The 21562-nt window shown below is 67.1% G+C and carries 20 protein-coding genes and 1 tRNA gene; 17 read left to right on the top strand and 4 right to left on the bottom strand.

Annotation, left to right across the window (positions count from 1 at the left end):
* Positions 1-2 precede the first annotated feature (2 nt).
* Complete coding sequence (locus F791_RS0109320) at positions 3-1475, top strand: efflux transporter outer membrane subunit (protein WP_018138513.1); 1473 nt, start codon at positions 3-5, stop codon at positions 1473-1475.
* 12 nt (positions 1476-1487) lie between these two features.
* On the opposite strand, the gene mutS is transcribed toward F791_RS0109320, so the two are convergent.
* Positions 1488-4130 (bottom strand): DNA mismatch repair protein MutS, encoded by a 2643-nt coding sequence (gene mutS / locus F791_RS0109325; protein WP_019592478.1) that lies wholly within the window; start codon positions 4128-4130, stop codon positions 1488-1490.
* A 389-nt stretch (positions 4131-4519) separates the two neighbouring features.
* On the opposite strand from mutS, the gene F791_RS0109330 reads away from it, so the two are divergent.
* The 10 genes from F791_RS0109330 (at position 4520) to F791_RS0109375 (ending at position 13373) form a co-directional block, all read left to right on the top strand.
* Positions 4520-4819, top strand: a complete 300-nt coding sequence (locus F791_RS0109330; RefSeq protein ID WP_018138515.1) for a PilZ domain-containing protein — start codon at positions 4520-4522, stop codon at positions 4817-4819.
* Positions 4820-4826: 7 nt separating this feature from the next.
* On the top strand, positions 4827-5357 hold the full coding sequence (locus F791_RS0109335; RefSeq protein ID WP_018138516.1) for a CinA family protein: 531 nt from the start codon (positions 4827-4829) through the stop codon (positions 5355-5357).
* A 153-nt stretch (positions 5358-5510) separates the two neighbouring features.
* Entirely contained in the window at positions 5511-6557 is a 1047-nt protein-coding gene (gene recA, locus F791_RS0109340) for a recombinase RecA (protein WP_018138517.1), read from the top strand.
* Entirely contained in the window at positions 6532-7020 is a 489-nt protein-coding gene (locus F791_RS0109345) for a regulatory protein RecX (protein WP_018994156.1), read from the top strand. Before recA ends, F791_RS0109345 begins: the two co-directional genes overlap by 26 nt.
* A gap of 310 nt (positions 7021-7330) precedes the next feature.
* Positions 7331-7567 carry a GIY-YIG nuclease family protein gene (locus F791_RS0109350; protein WP_018994155.1) on the top strand — a complete coding sequence of 79 codons (237 nt, stop codon included), beginning with the start codon at positions 7331-7333 and terminating at the stop codon, positions 7565-7567.
* A 390-nt stretch (positions 7568-7957) separates the two neighbouring features.
* Positions 7958-10567, top strand: a complete 2610-nt coding sequence (gene alaS / locus F791_RS0109355; RefSeq protein ID WP_018994154.1) for an alanine--tRNA ligase — start codon at positions 7958-7960, stop codon at positions 10565-10567.
* Between the two features lie 151 nt (positions 10568-10718).
* A complete protein-coding gene (locus F791_RS0109360) occupies positions 10719-11963 on the top strand; it encodes an aspartate kinase (RefSeq protein WP_018138521.1) in 1245 nt (414 codons plus the stop codon).
* Between the two features lie 68 nt (positions 11964-12031).
* Positions 12032-12280: a carbon storage regulator CsrA gene (gene csrA / locus F791_RS0109365; RefSeq protein WP_012982990.1), complete on the top strand. Its 249-nt coding sequence runs from the start codon at positions 12032-12034 to the stop codon at positions 12278-12280.
* Between the two features lie 84 nt (positions 12281-12364).
* Positions 12365-12455: transfer RNA gene (locus tag F791_RS0109370), tRNA-Ser, on the top strand.
* 543 nt (positions 12456-12998) lie between these two features.
* Positions 12999-13373 carry a metalloregulator ArsR/SmtB family transcription factor gene (locus F791_RS0109375; RefSeq protein WP_018994153.1) on the top strand — a complete coding sequence of 125 codons (375 nt, stop codon included), beginning with the start codon at positions 12999-13001 and terminating at the stop codon, positions 13371-13373.
* Here the strand turns inward: F791_RS0109375 and F791_RS0109380 are convergent, their stop codons facing one another.
* From F791_RS0109380 to F791_RS0109390, 3 genes are read right to left on the bottom strand one after another with little or no spacing between them, the layout of a single operon-like run.
* Positions 13374-13967 (bottom strand): nucleoside triphosphate pyrophosphatase, encoded by a 594-nt coding sequence (locus F791_RS0109380; RefSeq protein WP_018994152.1) that lies wholly within the window; start codon positions 13965-13967, stop codon positions 13374-13376. It abuts the gene before it with no gap.
* A 5-nt stretch (positions 13968-13972) separates the two neighbouring features.
* The gene (gene oadA / locus F791_RS0109385) at positions 13973-15805 is read right to left on the bottom strand and encodes a sodium-extruding oxaloacetate decarboxylase subunit alpha (RefSeq protein WP_018994151.1); all 1833 of its coding nucleotides are present in this window, start codon (positions 15803-15805) and stop codon (positions 13973-13975) included.
* A 34-nt stretch (positions 15806-15839) separates the two neighbouring features.
* Positions 15840-17258 (bottom strand): acetyl-CoA carboxylase biotin carboxylase subunit, encoded by a 1419-nt coding sequence (locus tag F791_RS0109390; RefSeq protein ID WP_018994150.1) that lies wholly within the window; start codon positions 17256-17258, stop codon positions 15840-15842.
* 131 nt (positions 17259-17389) lie between these two features.
* On the opposite strand from F791_RS0109390, the gene F791_RS0109395 reads away from it, so the two are divergent.
* The 6 genes from F791_RS0109395 (at position 17390) to F791_RS0109420 (ending at position 21511) form a co-directional block, all read left to right on the top strand.
* Positions 17390-17911, top strand: coding sequence for a DUF177 domain-containing protein (locus F791_RS0109395; protein WP_026278827.1), 522 nt, complete (start codon positions 17390-17392; stop codon positions 17909-17911).
* 106 nt (positions 17912-18017) lie between these two features.
* Positions 18018-18215, top strand: a complete 198-nt coding sequence (rpmF, locus tag F791_RS0109400) for a 50S ribosomal protein L32 (protein WP_012982981.1) — start codon at positions 18018-18020, stop codon at positions 18213-18215.
* Positions 18216-18314: 99 nt separating this feature from the next.
* The gene (gene plsX, locus F791_RS0109405; RefSeq protein ID WP_018994149.1) at positions 18315-19343 is read left to right on the top strand and encodes a phosphate acyltransferase PlsX; all 1029 of its coding nucleotides are present in this window, start codon (positions 18315-18317) and stop codon (positions 19341-19343) included.
* Positions 19340-20302 (top strand): beta-ketoacyl-ACP synthase III, encoded by a 963-nt coding sequence (locus tag F791_RS0109410; protein WP_018138528.1) that lies wholly within the window; start codon positions 19340-19342, stop codon positions 20300-20302. Before plsX ends, F791_RS0109410 begins: the two co-directional genes overlap by 4 nt.
* A gap of 104 nt (positions 20303-20406) precedes the next feature.
* The gene (locus F791_RS0109415) at positions 20407-20883 is read left to right on the top strand and encodes a CYTH domain-containing protein (protein ID WP_018138529.1); all 477 of its coding nucleotides are present in this window, start codon (positions 20407-20409) and stop codon (positions 20881-20883) included.
* Positions 20873-21511, top strand: a complete 639-nt coding sequence (locus F791_RS0109420; protein WP_018994148.1) for a uracil-DNA glycosylase — start codon at positions 20873-20875, stop codon at positions 21509-21511. Before F791_RS0109415 ends, F791_RS0109420 begins: the two co-directional genes overlap by 11 nt.
* The last annotated feature ends 51 nt before the right edge of the window (positions 21512-21562 follow it).

Here is a 21562-nt window from a genome sequence, read left to right on the forward strand (position 1 = left end):
TGTTGGGGGTTTCTGCGGCCGCGCTGCTGGCGGGCTGTGCAGTCGGGCCGGATTACGAGCGCCCGGAGGTCACGCTCCCGGACGAGTGGCCGGAGGAGATCGGTGACCAGATGGATGCCGACTACGCCGATGCCGAGTTCTGGTGGGAGATGTTCGAGGACCCGCTGCTGGATCGTCTGGTGCGCGAGGCGCTGGAGAACAACGTGGATGCCGAGATCGCCGCGGCGCGGGTGGTACAGGCACGCGCGGTGCTGGGCCTGAGCCGTGCCGAGCAGTTTCCCCAACTGGAAGGCATGGCGTCGGTCGAGCGCGACTACCCCGCGGGGGATGCCGACCCGGAGACCGAGATGACGATTGGGGCCCTGCTAAGCTACGAGGTCGATCTCTGGGGCCGGCTGTCGCGTTCGGAAGAAGCGGCCCGCGCGCAGCTGCTGAACACCGCGTTTACCCGTGATGCCACCCGTTTGGCGGTCGTGAGCGATGTGGTCAGCACCTATTTCGATTATCGCGCCACGCAGGAGCAGATCGAGACCACCGAGGCGACGATCCTGTCCCAGATCGAGGCCCTGGAGCTGGAGCGCTCGCGCCTCGAGAGCGGTGCCACGACGGATCTGACCGTGCGCCAGGCTCAGGCCGAGCTGGAGACCAGCCGCGCGGGCCTGCCCGACCTGCGCGCCGATGCCGCACAGCAGCGCCGGGCGCTGGCAGTCCTGGTGGGGGATACCGAGGCCGTGGTCGAGGGCCTGGAAGGGCTCGGTGACGAGGGTCTGGAGGATCTGCCGGATACGATCTCCGGGCTTCCGCACTCGGTGCCGTCGGACCTGATGATCCGCCGGCCGGATATCCGCGCGGCGGAAGCCAGCTTGATTGCGGCCAATGCCGATATCGGTGTGGCCCGCGCGGAATGGCTGCCCAGCCTGAACCTGGCCGCGCTGTTCGGGCAGGAGGTCAGCCGGGTCAGTCAGTTTTCCTCCAGTGATTCGTTCTTCTGGGAGTTCCTGGCGGAGTCCACGGTGCCGATTCTCGATTTCGGCCGTCGGCGCGCCACCATTGAAGGCGTGGAGGCCGAGCGCGATATCGCCGAGCTGGAATACCGCGCGGCGATTCAGGAGGCCCTGGAGGAGGTCGCCAACACCTGGAGCGTGCTGAATGCAGCGCACGAACGGGTGGAGGTGCGCCAGCGCGAGGTCGGGGCGCGGGTCGAGGTCCTGGATCTCGCGGAGCGCCGCTATCTGGGCGGGTTCGTGGGGTATCTGGAGGTGCTGGATGCGCGGCGGGCCCTGCTGGATGCGCGCCTGACGCTGACCGAGGCCTCGCGCGATCGCCTGGCGGCCACCGCGACACTGTTCCGCGCCCTGGGCGGTGGCTGGGATAGCGCCGCCATTCCGCATGATGTGCTGGAGGACGGCGATCCGGATGTCGCCGAGGCGGAGGCCGAGGAACAAATCATCGTTCCGGCCGATTCGGAAGACTGACCGCCAGGACGCCTATTGCCGATCGCGCAGGGCATCCTTCATGCGGTAGAGGGCGTCCAGGGCCTCGCGCGGGCTCATCTCGTCCGGCTCCAGGGTGTCGAACAGGGCCTTCAGGGCTCGTTCTTCCGAGGGCCAGTCTTCGGCAACCGACTCGGGGGCCGCGGTCGCGGTGTCCGGGGCGGCGGCGAACAGCCCCAGTTGCGGCGAGTCCGTCGCGGCCGCCCGATCCTCCAGTTCGCGCAGGTGTTCCCGCGCGAGCTTGAGTACGTCGGCCGGGACGCCGGCCAGCTGCGCGACCTGCAACCCGTAACTCTGATTCGCCGGGCCCTCGCGGACCTGGTGCAGGAACACGATGCTGTGTTCGTGCTCCATGGCGTCCGTGTGCACGTTGGCCACGGCCGGCTCGCGCTCGGCCAGCGCGGTCAGTTCGAAGTAATGCGTGGCGAACAGGGTCAGCGCGCGGTTGTGGCGCGTCAGGCGCTCGGCGCAGGCCAGGGCGAGCGCCAGCCCGTCGAAGGTGCTGGTGCCGCGGCCGATCTCGTCCATCAGCACCAGGCTCTCGGGGCCCGCGTTGTGCAGGATGTTCGCGGCCTCGGTCATCTCCACCATGAAGGTCGAGCGTCCGGAGGTCAGGTCGTCGGAGGCGCCGATGCGGGTGAAGATGCGGTCCACGGGGCCGATCTGCGCACGCGCGGCCGGCACGAAGCTGCCCATGCAGGCGAGCAGCACGATCAGCGCCGTCTGGCGCATGTAGGTGGACTTGCCGCCCATGTTGGGGCCGGTGATCACCAGCAGCCGCCGCGTCTCCGGGTCCAGCTCGGTGTCGTTGGCGACGAACGGGGTGTCGAGCCCGGACTCGACCACCGGATGCCGGCCCTGCTCGATCTGGATGCCGGGTTCGCCGACCAGCTCCGGGCAGTGCCAGTCGAGGCGGGCCGCACGCTCGGCCAGGCAGGCGAGCACGTCCAGTTCGGCCACGGCGTCCGCGATCGTACGCAGACGCGGCGCACGCGCCTGCAGGTCGGCGATCAGGTCGTCAAACAGCGCGCGCTCGCGGAGCATGGCCTGTTCGCGGGCGGAGAGGATCTCGTCCTCGAAGCGCTTGAGCTCCTCGGTGGTATAGCGCTCGGTGTTCTTCAGCGTCTGGCGGCGCATGAAGCGGCCGGGGAGCTCGGCCGAGCGGCTGCGCGAGACCTCGATGTAGTACCCGTGCACGCGATTGTAGGCGACCTTCAGCGTGGGGATGCCGGTGGCCTCGCGCTCGCGGGCCTCGATCTCGCGCAGGAAGGTGTCGCCGTCGCTTTCCAGCGCGCGCAGGCGATCCAGCTCGGGGTCGTAGCCCGCGCGGATCATGCCGCCGTCGGTCACCCGCAGCGGTGGTTCCTCCACCAGGGCCGCGGCGAGCCGCGCGGTCAGCTCATCCTCCGGCGCGAGCGCGGCATGCAGCGCGGACAGGCGCTCGGCGGCATCGGCCAGCGGCGCCAGGGCGGTGTGCAGGGCCGGCAGGCGCTCCAGGCTGGCGAGCAGGGCGGTCAGGTCGCGCGGGCGCGCGCTGCCCAGCACGATGCGCGAGAGGATGCGCTCGCTGTCGGCGCTGCCGGCCAGGGCGTCGCGGATCGGGGTGACGGCCTCCTGCTCCAGCAGGGCGGTGATCGCGGTCTGGCGCTCGCGGATGATCGCGCGCTCGCGCAGCGGCTGGTGCAGCCACTGCATCAGGCGGCGGGCGCCCATCGCGGACTGGGTCGTGTCCAGCAGGGCGAGCAGGGAGCCGCGGCGTTCGCCCGTCAGGGTGCGCGTGAGTTCCAGATTGCGGCGGGTGGCCGGGTCCAACACCAGCATCTGGCTGCGCTGCTCGTGCGCCAGGCTGGTGATGTGGGCGAGATCGCCGCGATGGCGGTTCTGCACGTAGGCGAGCAGGGCCCCGGCGGCAGCGATGCCCAGGGCCAGCCCCTCGCAGCCAAAGCCGGACAGGTCGCGGGTGCCGAAATGGGTGATCAGCAGGCGATGGGCGGACACGGCGTCGAAATGCCAGTCGGCGTGGCGCTGGGGGGCGAAGGACTCGGTGCCCGGGATCGCGCCCGCCTGATCCGGCATCAGCAGCTCCACCGGGTCGAGCCGCGCCAGTTCGGCGGCCAGCTCGGTTTCGTCGCCGACCTCCAGTACGCGGAACTGGCCGCTGGCGAACTCCAGGCTGGCGATGCCGTAGCCGGTCTTGCGGCCCTTTACGGCGGCGGAGGCGGCCGGGCAGACGGCGACCAGGCGGTTCACCTGGCGGGCATCCAGCAGGGCCTCCTCGGTAACCGTGCCCGGAGTCACGATGCGCACGACTTCGCGCTTGACCGGGCCCTTTTGCGCGCCCACCGCACCGGTCTGCTCGCAGATCGCCACGCTCTCGCCCATCTTCAGCAGGCGGGCCAGGTAGCTCTCCAGCGTGTGCACGGGGATCCCGGCCATCGGGATGGGCGCCCCGGCTGATTCGCCGCGCCGGGTCAGGGTAATGTCGAGCAGCCCCGCGGCGCGCTCGGCGTCGTCGTAGAACAGCTCGTAGAAATCCCCCATGCGGTAGAGCAGCAACGTATCCGGGTACTCGGCCTTGATGGCCAGGTACTGCTGCATCATCGGGGCATGGGCGGAGAGGGGCTCGGCGGTGCTCATCGGTTCGGCTGCGGTCGATCCGGGCTTGGGGAAACACTGATTAATGTACACGTTCGCGCTCGAGTCGCTTTTGCGTGCGAACAAGGCGCGGTGACTGTCGTGCAGTCATTCTGCACAAGGGAACCGCAACGCCGTTCCCACGCAAAAGCGGCCGAGCCCCTTGGGGTTGGCACCCCAGGTTCCCCGATTCTGCGTTGCGCCGCTTGCGGGTAGAACCACTACCCGCTGCACGACGCGCCTTGTCTCGGAAAACCTGGGGTACCAACGCGAGCGTGTACATTAATCAGTGTTTCCCTGCCGCGCAGTATACGGATGCGCGGGCCCGTGTGGCAGGTGCACCATCACGAGACGTGATGTGCCACACTCGGGTGGAGTCATGGAGGATGCGCATGCTGGGAGAAGATGACCGCCGGGGCTTCCGGCGCATGCAGGTCGACACCCCCGCACGAGTGACCTGGATGGCGACTGGTGCGGCGGACGAGGTGCGGCTGGAGGACCTTTCGGCCAGCGGCTGTGCCTTTCGCTGGCCGCATGCACCGCAGGCGGGCGAGCGTGTGAGCATCGCGGTCAACAGCCCGGACGGGCGACTGCCCTCCCTGGAGCGGGCCGGCCAGGTGGTGCGCAGCGAGCCCCTGGGCGAAGAGCGGGTGATCTGGCGTGTGGCCATAGCCTTTGACAGCGAGGGATGATCCGGACATGGAAGCGGAATCGACTCTGATTGCAAGCCCGCGCGAGGCTGATCTGGCCGGGCTCTCGGCGCTGGTCTACGACCTGGGCGAGCGGCTGCTCGCCAGCGAACGCAAGCTGTGCACCATCGAGTCCTGTACCGGCGGCGGGATTGCCCAGGCGATTACCGATGTCCCGGGCAGCTCGGGCTGGTTCGAGTGCGGCTGGGTGGCGTACTCCAACGCGGCCAAGACGCGGATGGTCGGGGTGCCGGCCGAACTGATCGAGCAGCATGGCGCGGTCAGCGAGGCCGTGGCGCGCGCGATGGTCGAGGGCGGGCTTGCCCACTGCGATGCCGACCTGGCGCTGTCGGTGACCGGCATCGCCGGGCCCGGTGGCGGCAGCGCGGACAAGCCGGTGGGTACGGTCTGCTTCGGCTGGCAGGAGCGCGGGCGGGACGCGCGCGTCGAGACCCTCCATTTCGATGGCGAGCGCCACGATGTACGCCTGCAGGCGATGCTGCACGCGCTCAGTGCGTTGCTGGCGCACGAGGCGGCCTGACCCCGCGACCATCCCCCGGGGCATGGCGCCCCGGTGATTCCCTTCGAGCCGTGAACCCGGGTTGGGTCGCTCCCCGCCCTGTGGGATACTGCGGCCCCGTATCCGCCCCGCAACGGATCGGAAACCATCGCTGCAAGTATCGGGAGGCATACCGTGGACGAGAATCGCAAGAAGGCCCTGACCGCCGCACTGGGGCAGATCGAACGCCAATTCGGCAAGGGCGCGGTGATGCGCATGGGCGATCAGCAGGCGGTGGATGTGCCGGCCGTGTCCACGGGCTCCCTGGCGCTGGATATCGCGCTCGGGATTGGCGGCGTCCCGCGCGGGCGCGTGGTCGAGATCTATGGCCCGGAGTCCTCGGGCAAGACGACCCTGACCCTGCAGGTGGTGGCCGAGGCGCAGAAGCTGGGCGGCACCGCCGCGTTCGTGGACGCCGAGCACGCGCTGGACCCGACCTACGCCGAGAAGCTGGGCGTGAACGTCGACGACCTGCTGGTCTCGCAGCCGGATACTGGCGAGCAGGCGCTGGAGATCGCCGACATGCTGGTGCGCTCCGGCGCGGTGGATGTGGTGATCGTCGACTCCGTGGCCGCGCTGACGCCCAAGGCGGAGATCGAGGGCGAGATGGGCGACTCCCACGTCGGCCTGCAGGCACGCCTGATGTCGCAGGCGCTGCGCAAGCTGACCGCCAACATCAAGCGGTCGAACACCCTGGTGATCTTCATCAACCAGATCCGCATGAAGATCGGCGTGATGTTCGGCAGCCCCGAGACCACCACCGGCGGCAACGCGCTCAAGTTCTACTCCTCCGTGCGCATGGATATCCGCCGCATCGGCGCGATCAAGAAGGGCGACGAGGTGATCGGCAACGAGACCCGCGTGAAGGTCGTCAAGAACAAGATGGCACCCCCGTTCCGCGAGGCCTACTTCGAGATCCTCTACGGCGAGGGCATCTCGCGGGTCGGCGAGATCATCGAGATGGGCGTGAAGGAAGGCCTGATCGACAAGGCCGGCGCCTGGTACAGCTACAACGGCGAGCGGATTGGTCAGGGCAAGGAAAACGCCCGCCAGTACCTGAAGGACAACCCGCACATCGCCGAGGAAGTCGAAAAGACCCTGCGCGAACGCCTGCTGCCGAAGCGAAACAAGGCTGCGGTGGAGGACGAGCCGGTCGATGCCCCGGTCGAGGAGCAGGGCTGACCCGGCTGATCCGGACGCCGCACTGGAGGCCGGGCTCCGGCTGCTGGTGCGGCGCGAGCACTCCGCGCTGGAGCTCGCGCGCAAGCTGGCCGAGCGCGGGTTCGAGCGCGACGCGGTGGATGCCGCTCTTGAGCGTGCGCGCGAGCTCGATTACCTGAGCGACACCCGCTACGCGGACTTCATCGCCCGCCACCGCACCGAGCAGGGTTACGGCGAGCAGCGCATCCGTGCCGAACTCGCCCATAACGGCATCGGCAGCGAGACCGTCAGTGCCGCCATCGACGCCCTGGAGGTCGACTGGACCGACCAGGCCCGCGGCCAGCTCGAACGCCACTTCCGCCACCCCCCCGAGACCCGCGAGGACGAGGCCCGCTACCTGCGCCACCTCGCCGGGCGCGGTTTCCCCGGCGGTGTCGCCCACCAGGCCCTCGCCGCCTGGAAAGACGACGCTGGTGGTTCCTGACCGATTGCTTCGTCGCGTTGCTCCTCGCAATGACGTTCCTCCAAACCCGTCATTGCGAGGAGCCCTGCGACGAAGCAATCTGTGTCCAGAACCACCCGGCCCAGACGCCGAGTGATCCACCAGCGGTTGCCACTGCCCCTTCAGGCCATCGCAATGACGTGCTGGTATCGAGGACACGCGAGTGTCACCGGTGGTGAATGGCCGAAAGGATTCTCGGCCGCTGAGTACCAATGTGCAGTCGCCCACGGAGGGAGCGATGAAACAACCCTGTGTCTACATGATGAGCAACCGTCGTGACGGGACCCTCTAAGTGGGTGTGACCAGTAACCTTGTGCAGCGGGTCTGGCAGCATCGTTCGGGAGAGGTATCCGGGTTCACCAGCCGCTACGGTCTGCATCGGCTCGTCTGGTTCGAGCAATGCGTGGAGATGGAATCCGCGATCGAACGCGAAAAGCAGTTGAAGGCGGGTCCGCGGCGCAGGAAGGTTGCGCTGATCGAGCAGGTGAATCCCGGGTGGCGGGATTTGTTCGACGACATTGTGGGTTGAACGCGGCTGGGGAGGTACTTGCCGATTGCTTCGTCGCCGGGCTCCTCGCAATGACCGCGATCATGGTGCGTCATTGCGAGGCGTTGGAGGGACCGTGGCAGTCGTTGGTGGGTCACTCGGCGCTTGGATCAGGTGGCCGTGGATGCCGATTGCTTCGTCGCGTTGCTCCTCGCAATGACGTCGTCATTGTCCCGTCATTGCGAGCGCAGCGAAGCAATCGCTCTACGGAACCACCTGATCCCGATTCTGGCCAGGCCCAGCCGATTGCCACACCCTCTTCGGAGCCTGGTGATGATAGGCAACATGGCCCGAAGGCGGGGGCGGCAATACGCGGGTTGGGGGCTTGCGTGATAGGATTCCGGTTTTGACCCCATATTCAATCGGAACCGCATGAAAAGCGCCGACATTCGCCGGAGTTTCCTCGAATTCTTTGAAGGGCATGGTCATACGATCGTGTCTTCCAGCCCACTGGTACCGGGCAACGATCCCACGCTGCTGTTCACCAACGCGGGGATGGTGCAGTTCAAGGATGTGTTCCTCGGCCGCGAGAAGCGTTCGTACAACCGCGCGGTGTCCAGCCAGCGCTGCGTGCGCGCCGGCGGCAAGCACAACGATCTGGAAAACGTCGGCTATACCGCGCGGCATCACACCTTCTTCGAGATGCTGGGCAACTTCAGCTTCGGCGACTACTTCAAGCGCGATGCCATCCACTACGCCTGGCAGTTTCTGACCGAGACCATCGGTCTGCCGCCGGAAAAGCTGTGGGTCACGGTCTACGAGACCGACGACGACGCCTACAACGTCTGGGCGAACGAGATCCAGGTTCCAGCCGAGCGCATCGTGCGCATCGGCGACAAGCCAGGCGGCGGTTCCGACAACTTCTGGCAGATGGGCGACACCGGCCCCTGTGGCCCCTGCACCGAGGTCTTCTATGACCACGGCCCGGAGGTCGAGGGCGGCCCGCCCGGTTCCCCGGACGAGGACGGCGACCGCTATATCGAGATCTGGAACCTCGTGTTCATGCAGTACGACCGCGACGCGGACGGCACGCTGAACCCGCTGCCGCGCCCGTCGGTGGATACCGGCATGGGCCTCGAGCGCTTGGCCGCGGTGCTGCAGGGCGTGCACTCCAACTACGAGATCGACCTGTTCCAGGACCTGATCGCGGCCGCCGCGCGAGTGACCGGGGCAAAGGAGCAGGACTCCGCCTCGCTGCGCGTGATCGCCGACCACATCCGTTCTATCGCCTTCCTGATCACCGACGGCGTGCTGCCGTCGAACGAGGGCCGCGGCTACGTGTTGCGCCGCATCATCCGCCGCGCCGCACGCCACGGGTTCAAGATGGGCGCGCAGGACGCCTTCCTCTACCAGATGGTCGGCGATTTGGTGCGCGCGATGGGCGAGGCCTTCCCGGAGCTGGCAGAGGCACAGGCCCGGGTCGAGCAGGTGCTGGAGAAGGAAGAGCGCAAGTTCCTGGAGACGCTCGACAAGGGCATGAAGATCCTGGAAGACGATCTGCGTGACCTGAAGGGCACGGTGATCCCGGGCGAGACCATCTTCCTGCTGTATGACACCTACGGCTTCCCGGTGGACCTGACCGGTGACATCGCCCGCGAGCGCGGTCTGGAGCTGGACATGGCGGGCTTCGAGTCCGCGATGGCGGATCAGCGCGCCCGCGCCCGCGCGGCCAGTCACTTCTCCATGGACGACGGCGGCCTGCCGCAAGTCGACGTCGAAACCACATTCTCCGGCTACGAGACCGTCGACGACGAGGGTCGCGTGGTCGCGCTGTACCAGAACGGCGAGCCGGTCGAACGACTCGAGGTCGGCGCCGAAGGCCTGGTGGTACTGGACCGCACGCCGTTCTACGGCGAGTCCGGCGGCCAGGTGGGCGATGTCGGCACGCTCAGTGGCTCCGGCGTGCGCTTCCAGGTCGCCGACACCCGCAAGCAGGGCGCGGCACATATCCACGTGGGCCAGGTGCGTGCCGGCACGCTGGAGGTCGGCCAGACGCTGCAGGCCGCAGTCGAAGGCCCGCGTCGCGAGAACATCCGCCGCCATCACTCGGCGACCCACCTGCTGCACAAGGCCTTGCGCGACCAGCTGGGCGACCACGTCCAGCAGAAGGGCTCGCTGGTGGACCCCGATCGGCTGCGCTTCGACTTCACCCACATGGAGCCGCTGACCGACGAGCAGCTGCGCTCCATTGAGGCCCAGGTGAACGCCGAGATTCTGGCCAACGAGGCCACCGATACCCGCGTGATGGACATCGAGTCGGCGATGGAGTCCGGCGCGGTCGCGCTGTTCGGCGAGAAGTACGGCGACCGCGTGCGGGTGCTGAAGATCGGCACCTCCGTGGAGCTGTGCGGCGGGACGCATGTGCACCGCACGGGCGACATCGGCCTGTTCCGCATCACCTCCGAAGGCGGGGTGGCCGCCGGTATCCGCCGCATCGAGGCGGTGGCCGGTGAGGTGGCGCTGCGCTGGGTCGACCGGCAGCTGGGGTACCTGGATGCGATCGCCGATCGCCTGCGCGCCGGGCGCGGCGAGGCGGCCGACAAGGTCGCCCAGCTACAGGAGCGTTCGCGCGAACTGGAAAAACAGATCGATCAGCTCAAGGGCAAGCTGGCCAGCCAGGCCGGCAGCGATCTGGCCTCGCAGGCGCAGGAGGTCGGCGGCGTGCAGGTGCTGGCCGCGAAGGTCGAGGGCGTGGAGCCCAAGGCCCTGCGCGACATGGTCGATCAGCTCAAGCAGAAACTCGGTAAGGCGGTTGTGGTCCTGGGTACCGCGACCGGCGAGGGCAAGGTCAGCCTGGTGGCGGGTGTCACCAAGGCCGAGACCGGCCAGTTCAAGGCCGGCGATCTGGTCGGTCACGTCGCCGCGCAGGTGGACGGCAAGGGCGGTGGCCGTCCGGACATGGCGATGGCCGGCGGCCAGAGCCCGGACAAGCTGGAGGCCGCGCTGGCCTCGGTCGCCGACTGGGTACGCGAGCGCGCCTGAAGACCATCCGTCACCGCGGGGCCAGCGCCGCGGGGATGTCTGTCCGCCACCCTCGGGGCGCTTTACGCGCGTGCCCGTGGGTTCTCGCAATGAAGAACTGAATGATGTTTAATGCGCCGCCTTTCCGGGTGGCGGTGAATGGAATCGTGCAATGGCGTTGCTGGTACTGAAATTCGGGGGCACCTCGGTGGGCACCACCGAGCGCATCCAGGCGGTCGCGGAGCGGGCGCTGAAGCTGCGCGAGGAGGGCCACCAGGTGGTGATCGTCGTCTCCGCGATGAGTGGCGAGACGGATCGTCTGCTGGGGCTCGCGCATGCGCTGAACCCGCGGGCCGATGGCCGCGAGCTGGATGTACTCCTATCCACCGGCGAGCAGGTGACGATTGCCCTCCTGTCGATGGCGCTGGAGGCGCATGGTTGCCCGGCGCGATCCTATACCGGCGCCCAGGTCACGATTCGCACCGACAGCGCGCATAACAAGGCGCGTATCCGCAGTATTGACGATGCCCGTGTGCGCGCGGATCTGGAGGCCGGCCGTATCGTCGTTGTGGCCGGTTTCCAGGGCGTGGACGAGCACGGCGCGATCACCACGCTGGGCCGCGGCGGATCGGATACCACGGCGGTCGCGCTCGCGGCCGCGCTGAAGGCCGACGAGTGCCGGATTTATACGGATGTCGATGGTGTGTACACCACCGACCCGCGCCTGGTGCCGAATGCGCGACGCCTGCACAGCATCACCTTCGAGGAGATGCTGGAGATGGCGAGCCTCGGGTCCAAGGTGCTGCAGATCCGCGCGGTGGAATTTGCGGGCAAGTACAACGTCCCTCTCAGAGTGCTGTCCTCGTTCGAGGAAGGACCGGGGACCCTGATTACCACGGAGGAGGATGCGCAGGTGGAACAGGCGCTGGTTGCGGGTATCGCGTTCAATCAGAACGAGGCCCAGCTGACGGTTCAGGGCGTCCCCGATCAACCGGGGGTCGCGCATCGCATCCTCGGCCCGATCGCGGACGCCAACATCGAGGTGGACATGATCGTGCAGAACGTGGGCGCGGATCAGACCACCGACTTCACCTTTACGGTTCATCGCAACGACTACGACAAGGCGCTGGCGATTCTGCAGGATGCCTGCAGGGCGCTGAGTGCGCGTGAGGTCTCCGGGGACACCCACATCGTGAAGATCTCGGTGGTCGGCGTCGGTATGCGCTCGCACGCGGGGATTGCCAGCAAGATGTTTGAGGCGCTCTCGCGTGAGACGATCAACATTCGGATGATTTCGACCTCCGAGATCAAGATCTCGGTGGTCGTGGATGAGAAGTACCTCGAACTTGCAGTACGCGCTCTGCACGATGCCTTTGAACTTGAGCAGGAACCTGTCGGTCAACAGGAGGACGGTTAAGGATGACAGACCGTAAAACGGTTACCGGACGACCGACTGCGTCCGACACAGGCACTGCGGAGAAGAGCATGCTCATTTTGACTCGACGTGTGGGCGAGACCCTCATGATCGGCGAGGACGTTTCCGTCACCGTCCTGGGGGTCAAGGGCAATCAGGTTCGTATCGGGATCAACGCGCCTCAGGACGTTGCTGTCCACCGCGAGGAGATTTTCCAGCGCATCCAGCGCGAATCCAACGTAGCGGGCGACGATCAGGGTTCGTCCGGCGGTGGGTCCGCCCCGGGGGGGAGCGTGGCCGCTTCCTCGCGCGACGACTGACAGAGGTTGCCAGGCCCGGCGGCCCCAGTGGCCGCCGGGCCTTTTCTTTATGGGCACAAGTCCGTATCCTGTGCCGCGCATTCCGGAGAGTTGGCCGAGTGGTCGAAGGCGCTCCCCTGCTAAGGGAGTATGGGTCAAAAGCCCATCGAGGGTTCGAATCCCTCACTCTCCGCCAGATCCAGAAAGGGGCCCGAGTGGCCCCTTTCGCACGTCTGGCCCCCGAGGTATCGGGATTCGAACCCGAGATATCGAAAATGATGGTTCGACGGGTGACGCGTAGCGGCACCCGAACGTCGCCGCAGGCGACGGCCCGAAGGGCGAGGCGCGCGTCGCGCCGAGTAATCCTCACTCTTCGCCAGATCCAGAAAGGGGCCCCAAGTGGCCCCTTTCGCACAGCTGGCCCCCGCGGTATCGGGATTCGAACCCGAGATATCGAAAATGATGGTTCGACGGGTGAGGCGCAGCGGTACCCGAACGTCACCGCAGGTGACGGCCCGAAGGGCGAGGCGTATTGGTTGGGGGCTCTAAGGGGCGGAATGACGATAGTCGGCGCGCTGGAAGGCGTTTTCCGGGCTCAGTGACAGCGTGTACCGCCAAGCCCATCGCTGACGGTTTTGCTGAATGCCTGCACGCATTGGGGGTTCCACGCTCCCGAGCGTGCTAAACTTGTGCGAAATGGTCGACTTATAAAGGCCGGATCGGCCAAAGCGGATTTCCTATGTCTCTGACCCCCACTGTCCTGTTCAGCCTGCTGGCGGACGACACCCGCTTGCGTTCGTTGCTGCTGATTCACCTGGAGCGCGAGCTCTGTGTGTGCGAGTTGATGACTGCGCTGGAAATCTCGCAGCCGAAGGTCTCGCGTCATCTGGCCGCGCTGCGTCAGCAGGGCGTGGTGACGACCCGGCGCGAAAGCAACTGGATCTACTACCGGCTGCATCCGCAATTGCCGGGGTGGGCCCGCGAGGTGCTGGCGTCGACGGCCCAGGCTTCGCGCGTCGATGGCACGCTGCGCGAGGATCATGCGCGCCTGCAGGCGATGTGGCGCGATGCCGATCTGGGGCTCCCGGTTTCCCGGCGCACGTCGGAGACCTGATCAGCGCTCCTCGGTGGGAGGCATGGCAATGCCGGCTTCCCGCAACCAGTGACACAGGCGGATCAGCGGCAGACCCACCAGGGCGGTAGGGTCCGAACCCTCCATGCGCTCGAACAGGCTGACGCCCAGGCCTTCCGACTTGAAACTTCCGGCGCAGTCCACGGGATTGTCCAGCGCGACATAGGCCCGAATCTCCGCGTCCGACAGCCGGCGGAAGCTGACGACGTATTCCACGTCCTCCACCTGCGCCTCGCCGCTGGAGGCATCCAACAGGCACAGCCCGGTGTGAAAGGTGACCGTGCCGCCGGACAGCGAGGCCAGCTGTTCGCGGGCGCGCTCGGGATCGCCCGGCTTGCCGAGGATGTGGCCCTGATGGCTGGCGCTCTGGTCGGAACCAATGATCAATGCGCCCGGGTGGGTCCCAGCGACTGCTCGGGCCTTGGCCTCGGCGAGGCGCTGCACGAGGGCCGCCGCGTCTTCGTCCGGGAGCCGCGTCTCGTCGACCTGCGGGGCGGCCGTCGCGAACGGCAGATGCAGGCGCTGCAACAGCTGGGCGCGATAGGGCGAGGTCGAGGCGAGGACGATTTCACGCATGGGGCTTACGCATCCGGGCTGTCGATCTCGATCAGGGCATCGTCCGGGTTGGCGGCCGCACCCTTGGCCACGTTTACCGCGCGCACGGTGCCGGCGATGGGCGCGGCGATCTCGGACTCCATCTTCATCGCCTCGAGCACCAGCACCGGCTGGCCGGCCTCCACGGTGTCGCCCTCGGCCACCAGGACGTCGATGATCGTGCCCGGCATGGACGTGGTGACATCCCCCGGGCGGGTGGCGCGGCGGGATTTCTTGCCCGTGCGCGGCGACTCGGCGCCACCGCTACCGCCGCCGGCGGTGTCGATGGTGTCGAGCGTCTCGATCAGGACCTCTTCCGGCATGCCGTCGATGGTGACGTACATCGGCCGCGTGTCCTCGCGGTGGTGGCCGCTGCCATTCACGCGGATATGGTACGACTCCCCGTGGAAAGTGACGTTGAACTCGACCGGCGCCGGGCAGCCCGCCTGGGTGTTCTCGGGCAGGTTCAATGGTTCCGGTTCCAGTGTCCCGTCGCGGCGCTGCTCGAGGAAGGAACGTCCCACCTCGGGAAACAGCGCGAAGGTCAGTACGTCCTCCGGCCCCTGCGCGAGGTCCCCGATCTCCCGGGTCAGATGGTCCATCTCCGGCTTCAGCAGGTCCGCCGGGCGCACGTCGATGACCTCGGCGTTGCCGATCGCCTTGCGCTGGATCACGCGATTGATCGGACCCGGTGCGCGGCCGTAGTGCCCGGTCAGGTACTGCTTCACCTCGTTGGTGATGGTCTTGTAGCGCTCCCCGGCGAGGACGTTCATCACCGCCTGGGTCCCGACGATCTGCGAGGTCGGCGTGACCAGGGGCGGGTAGCCGAGATCCTCGCGCACGCGCGGGATCTCCTCCAGCACGGCATCAAAGCGATCCAGCGCGTTCTGGTCGCGCAGCTGGTTGGCGAGGTTGGAGATCATGCCGCCCGGGACCTGGTTCACCTGCACGCGGGTGTCGACGCCGGTGTATTCGCTCTCGAAGCGCTGGTACTTCTTGCGCACCTCGTGGAAATACAGGCCGATCTTCTGCAGGGCCACGAGGTCCAGCCCTGTGTCGTGCTTGGTGCCGGACAAGGCCGCAACCAGGCTCTCCGTGGGGGGGTGGCTGGTGCCCCCGGCAAAAGCGGAGATCGCCGTCTCGATGTGGCGGCAGCCGGCCTCGATCGCCTGCCAGTGACACAGCTCGGACAGACCCGAGGTGGCATGCGCATGCAGGTGGATCGGGACATCCAGCGCGTCGACCAGCTCGGTCACCAGTTCGCGGGTGGCCGTCGGGGTCAGCAGCCCGGCCATGTCCTTGATCGCGATGCTCTGCGCCCCCATTGCCACCAGCTCGCGGGCGAGGGCGACGAACTGGGCGGCGGAGTGTACCGGCCCGGTGGTGTAGCACAGCGTGCCCTGGGCATGACCACCGGCCTCGCGCGTGGCCTCGATCGCCGTGCGCAGGTTCCGGGCATCGTTCATCGCATCGAAGATGCGGATGATGTCGATGCCGCCGGCCACGGACCGTTCAACAAAGGCGCGCACGACATCATCGGCATAGTGGCGGTAACCGAGCAGGTTCTGCCCGCGCAGCAGCATCTGCAGCGGCGTGTTGGGCAGCGCGGCCTTGAGCTGGTGCAGGCGTTCCCACGGGTCTTCCTTGAGAAAGCGCACGCAGGCGTCGAACGTGGCCCCGCCCCAGGCCTCGAGGGAGTGAAAGCCGATCGCGTCCATCTGCTCGCAGATCGGCAGCATGTCCTCGGTGCGCATGCGCGTGGCGATCAGGCTCTGGTGGCCGTCGCGCAGGGTGACATCCGTAATGTGAACTCGATCCATGGCTAGTCCGGTGTTCGGGCGGGGCAGTGTTTCCCTAAAGCCCGTGGTGGGCGGCGATTGCGGCGGCGATTGCGACGGCCAGCTGGCGGTCGGAGCGCTTGGCCGGTAGCTCGGTCAGTTCTGGGTGCTCGGCGATGAAGCCGGTATTGAAATCCGCGCGGCGAAAATCCGGGTGGTTCACGATCGCCAGGTGATACGGGATGGTGGTCTTGACCCCGAACACGCCCATGTCGCGCAGGGCCCGGTTGCTGCGCGCCAGCAGGTCGTCCCACTCCAGCGCCCAGCAGATCAGCTTGGCGCACATCGAATCGTAGTGGGGCGGGATCTCGTAGCCGGTGTAGATCGCGCCGTCGGTGCGCACGCCCGGGCCACCGGGGGCGAAGTAGCGCGTGATGCGACCGAAGCTTGGCAGGAAGTCGTTGGTCGGGTCTTCCGCGTTGATGCGGAACTCCATGGCGAAGCCGCGCCGCGTGATCTGCGACTGGTCGTAACGCAGGGGGTCGCCACTGGCGATGCGCAACTGCTCCTGCACGATGTCCACGCCGGTGATCATCTCGGTCACCGGATGCTCGACCTGCAGGCGCGTATTCATCTCCATGAAATAAAACGTGTCATCGCCGTCCATCAGGAACTCGACGGTACCGGCGTTCTGGTAGCCGACGGCCTGGGCGGCGGTAACGGCCAGTGTGCCCAGGTGCTCGCGCTGGGCCTCGCTCAACTGCGGCGAGGGGGCGATCTCCACCAGTTTCTGGTGGCGCCGCTGCACGGAGCAGTCGCGCTCGTACAGGTGCACGGCATTGCCCTGCGTATCCGCGAGGATCTGTACCTCGATGTGGCGCGGGTTGACCACGGCCTTTTCCAGGAAGATCTCGGTGCTGCCGAACGCACGGGTCGCCTCCGAACGCACGCGGTCGAAGTTGCGCCGCAGGGCGTCCGCGTCGTCGCACAGGCGAATGCCACGCCCGCCGCCGCCACTGGTCGCTTTGAGCATCACCGGATAGCCGATGGCCTCGGCGGCCTCCAGTGCGGCCTCCAGGGTTTCCAGGTTGCCCTCCGACCCTGGGGTGACCGGGACCCCGGCCTCGATCATTGCCTTTCGCGCGGCCACCTTGTCGCCCATGCGGCGGATGACGCTGGCGTCCGGGCCGACCCAGGTGAGCCCGCGCGCGTCGCAGGCCGCGGCGAAATCCGCGTTCTCCGAGAGAAAGCCGTATCCCGGGTGTACGGCGTCGCATCCGGCCGCGCGGGCCACACTGAGCAGCCGGTGGATGCTCAGGTAGCCACCCATGCTGTCGGGGCCGATCGCGTAGGCCTCGTCCGCCTTTTTAACGTGCAGGGCGTGGCGGTCGGCGTCGGTATGCACCGCGACCGAGGTAATCCCCATCTCCGCGCAGGCCCGGATCAGGCGTACGGCGATCTCGCCCCGGTTGGCTATGAGCAGCTTGCGGATCAAACGGAAGGCCTTGGGAAGGTCAGTGAAAGCCCGAGTATCGGCATGCAGTCGAAGGCCTGCAAGTTTCTGTTTCGCTTTGACAGAACGGCCCTCTCGCGCGTATATTCCGCGCCCTTGTATTTGAGTGTTCTATGAGTCGTATTCCCGTATCTCTCGACCCGTGGCAGCCACGGGCCCGGCACCAGGAATTCGAAGGCGATTTGTCTGCGGAGGACCTGCCGCGCCTGCGGGACGAGGCGCTGGCCGAGCACCCGCTGCGAGTCCATGTCCGTTTCGGGCTGGAGCGCGGTGCGCTGGACGAGGTGCGGCTGGCCGGTGTGATCACCGGCGAGCTCTGGCAGACCTGCCAGCGCTGCCTGCAGCCGATGGCCTGGGAATTCCGGCTGGAGACCGATGCGGTGATCCTGCCGGCGGGCGGCTCCGTAGAAGGCCTGGGCGCGGACGAGGACATCCTCGAACTCGAGGACGACGGACGGCTGCACCCGGCGGTCTGGGCCGAGGACGAGGTGCTGCTGGCCTGGCCGCTGGTGCCGCGCCACGTGGACTGCGAGCCCGCAGTGGAACCCGAGTTTGTTCCCGGGCAGCGCGAGGACAACCCGTTTGCGGTGCTCGAGCAGCTAAAGGGCAGTTCGAGCGACGGCGAGGATCGGTAGGCCGGGCGGAGCAGGGCGCCGCCCGGCTCGAAACGCTATACTTGCGCCCGTTTTTGATTCGGGCTAACCCCGCACAGGCGGGATTTGATTAATCTGGAGATTCATCATGGCTGTGCAACAACGCCGCAAGACCCGTTCCAAGCGCGATATGCGCCGTTCCCACGACGGGCTGAAGGGCGCGACCCTGTCCACCGATCCGACCACCGGAGAGGTCCATCGCCGGCATCACGTGACCCCGGACGGGTTCTACCGTGGTCGTCAGGTGATCCAGCAGGACGTCGAAGTCGAAGACGACGAAGACTAAGCTCGGCGTGATGACCTTGCTGGGGCCACGGCTGCGGCTGCACCGTGGCCTTTCCGCGTTTAATCGGGCCCGGTCGTTGGGTGTCTCGCGGGCGCGCGCATGAGCCGAGAATTCACCATCGCCCTGGACGTGATGGGTGGCGACCATGGGGCCCCCGTGGTATTGCCGGCCGCCCGCCGTTCGCTGAAGGTGGCGGACGACTTCCGCCTGCTGCTGGTGGGGGACGAGGCGACGATCGAGTCCGGTCTTGCCGACTGGACGCCTGCCGAGCGCGACCGTGTGGAAATCGTGCATGCCAGCCAGGTAGTCGGCATGGAGGAGTCGCCGGCCGTCGCCCTGCGCACCAAGCGCGATTCCTCGATGCGGGTCGCCATCGATCAGGTCAAGAAAGGCACGGCCCAGGCCTGTGTGTCCGCCGGTAACACCGGCGGGCTGATGGCCACTGCGCGCTATGTGCTGAAGACCCTGCCGGGGATCGATCGTCCGGCGATCGCGACCGCGCTGCCGTCGCTTTACGGCCATACCCACATGCTGGATCTTGGCGCCAACGTGGACGTCGAGGCGGCACACCTGTACCAGTTCGCGGTGATGGGCTCGGTGCTGGCGAATGCGGTGGACGGGCTCGAGGCCCCCAAGGTGGGACTGCTCAATATCGGGTCGGAGGCCATCAAGGGTAACGATCGGGTACGCGAGGCCGGGCGCATGCTGGAGGAATCCAGTCTGAACTATGTCGGCTTCGTCGAGGGCAACGACGTCTACTGCAGTGATGTCGATGTGGTCGTCTGCGACGGCTTTGTCGGCAACGTCGCGCTGAAGGTCAGCGAGGGCGTGGCCAAGATGATCTCGACGAACATGAAGGCCGAATTCCGTGCCTCGCTGTACTCGCGTCTGGCCGGATTGTTTGCCCTGCCCGTGCTGCGCCGGTTGCGCCACCGCTTTGACCACCGACGCTATAACGGGGCCTCGCTGCTGGGGTTGCAGGGCGTGGTGATCAAGAGCCACGGCAGTGCCGATGCGCTGGCATTCGAATACGCGATCCGCATCGCCCGGGTCGAGGCGGAGGCGAACATCTCCAGCCGCATCGACAAGCAGCTGGGTCAGCTACTGGGGCAGGAGCACGCGCAGTGAAGCATGCACGCATCAGCGGGACCGGGAGCTACCTGCCCGAGCGGATCCTGACCAACGCCGATCTCGAGGCCATGGTGGATACCTCGGATGCGTGGATTCAGGAGCGCACCGGGATTCGCGAGCGCCACATCGTGGCCGAAAACCAGGTGACCTCCGACCTGGCGCTGAAGGCCGCCGAGCGTGCGCTGGATGCCGCGGGCATCCGTCCCGCCGACCTGGACCTGATCATCGTCGCCACCACGACCCCGGACCAGATTTTCCCCAGTACCGCCTGCATCCTGCAGGCGAAGCTGGGTATCGGCGGCTGTCCGGCATTCGACGTGCAGGCGGTGTGTTCCGGTTTTGTCTATGCACTCGCCACGGCCGATCGCTTCATGCAGAGCGACGAGATCCGGCATGTGCTGGTCGTCGGGGCCGAGACGCTCTCGCGCATCACCGACTACACCGACCGCGGCAACTGCATCCTGTGGGGCGATGGCGCGGGCGCGGTGGTGCTGTCGCGCTCGCCGGACCCGGGCATCATCTCCACCCACCTGCACGCGGATGGCCACCACAAGGGCCTGCTGGAGGTCCCGGGCGGGGTCTCGCAGCCCGGCGACAACCCGGATCTCGAGTTTATCCGCATGGAAGGCCGCGCGGTCTTCCGGGTCGCGGTCAACACCCTGGACCAGATCGTCGACGAGACACTGGAATACAACGGGATCGAGAAGTCCGAGCTGGACTGGCTGGTCCCGCACCAGGCCAACATCCGCATCATCCAGGCCACGGCCAAGAAGCTGAACATGTCCATGGATAACGTCGTGGTCACGGTCGACCGGCACGGCAACACCTCCGCCGCGTCGATTCCGCTGGCGCTGGATACCGCCGTGCGCGACGGGCGTATCAAGAAGGGCGACCTGATCCTGACTGAGGCCTTTGGCGGCGGCTTTACCTGGGGCTCCGCGCTGATCCGGATGTAGCGCGCGCCGCTTCGCGATTCCATTCCTGTGGGAGCCTGCTTGCAGGCGAAGCCCCTGCCAAAGCCTGATACGAAGCGGTTCGCCGAAAGACGGGAGTCGACGACATGGGTCGCGAGATCGAACGCAAGTTTCTGCTGGCCAGTGATACCTGGCGCGAGGCCGTGGTGCGCTCGCAGCGCATGCGCCAGGGCTATCTGTGCGGCAATGATCGCGCCTCGATCCGCGTGCGCGTGGACGAGGAGGGCGCGAACCTGAACATCAAGAGCGCGACCCTGGGGGTCGAGCGCGACGAGTACCAGTACGCGATCCCGGTCGAAGAGGCCCATCGCCTTCTCGACACCCTCGCGGGTCCGCAGGTCGAGAAGACGCGCTACTGGGTGGATGTGGACGGCTGGGAATACGAGATCGACGTGTTCGAGGGCGCCAATGCCGGCCTGATCGTCGCCGAGCTGGAATTGCCCGCGAGCGATGCCGACTTCCCGCGCCCCGAATGGCTGGGCGAGGAGGTCTCGCATGACCCGCGCTACTACAACACCGAGCTGGCCCGGAACCCCTACCGCGACTGGCCCGATGCAAGCTGATTCCTTTCCCGTGTTCGATCCGGACTGCCGGCGCTGCCCGCGCCTGGCCGGTTTTCTGGAAGACGTGCGGGCGAAGCACCCGGACTACCATGCCGCTCCGGTGCCCTCGTTTGGGCCGCTGGATGCCCGCCTGCTGATCGTTGGACTCGCCCCGGGGATGCACGGGGCCAACGCGACGGGGCGGCCCTTCACCGGGGACTACGCCGGGGTGCTGCTCTACGAGACCCTGCACCAGTACGGCTTTGCGACCGGCCCCGAGAGCGTGCGCGCGGACGACGGGCTGCAGTTGCTGGACTGCCGCATCACGAATGCGGTGAAGTGCCTGCCGCCGCAGAACAAGCCCACCACCGAGGAGATCCGCACCTGCAACGGTTTCCTGGCCGCGGAGATGGACGCGATGCAGCCCCGGGTGATCCTGGCGCTGGGCAAGATCGCCCATGACGCGGTGCTGCGGGCCTGCGGCCTGCCGCTGTCCAGCCTGCGCTTTGCCCACGGCGCCGAGCATGCACTGGATGGCATGCGGCTGATCGACTCCTACCACTGCTCCCGCTACAACACCCAGACCCGCCGCCTCACCCCGGCCATGTTCGGCGAACTCTTCGCCCGCATCCGTACCCACCTCGAGTAGAAAAGCCTGTTTGGTCCGGCTGCTCGCGATGGCGTGGGGCCCAAAGGTGTC

Source organism: Thioalkalivibrio sp. ALRh, from assembly GCF_000381425.1.
Taxonomy (GTDB): domain Bacteria; phylum Pseudomonadota; class Gammaproteobacteria; order Ectothiorhodospirales; family Ectothiorhodospiraceae; genus Thioalkalivibrio.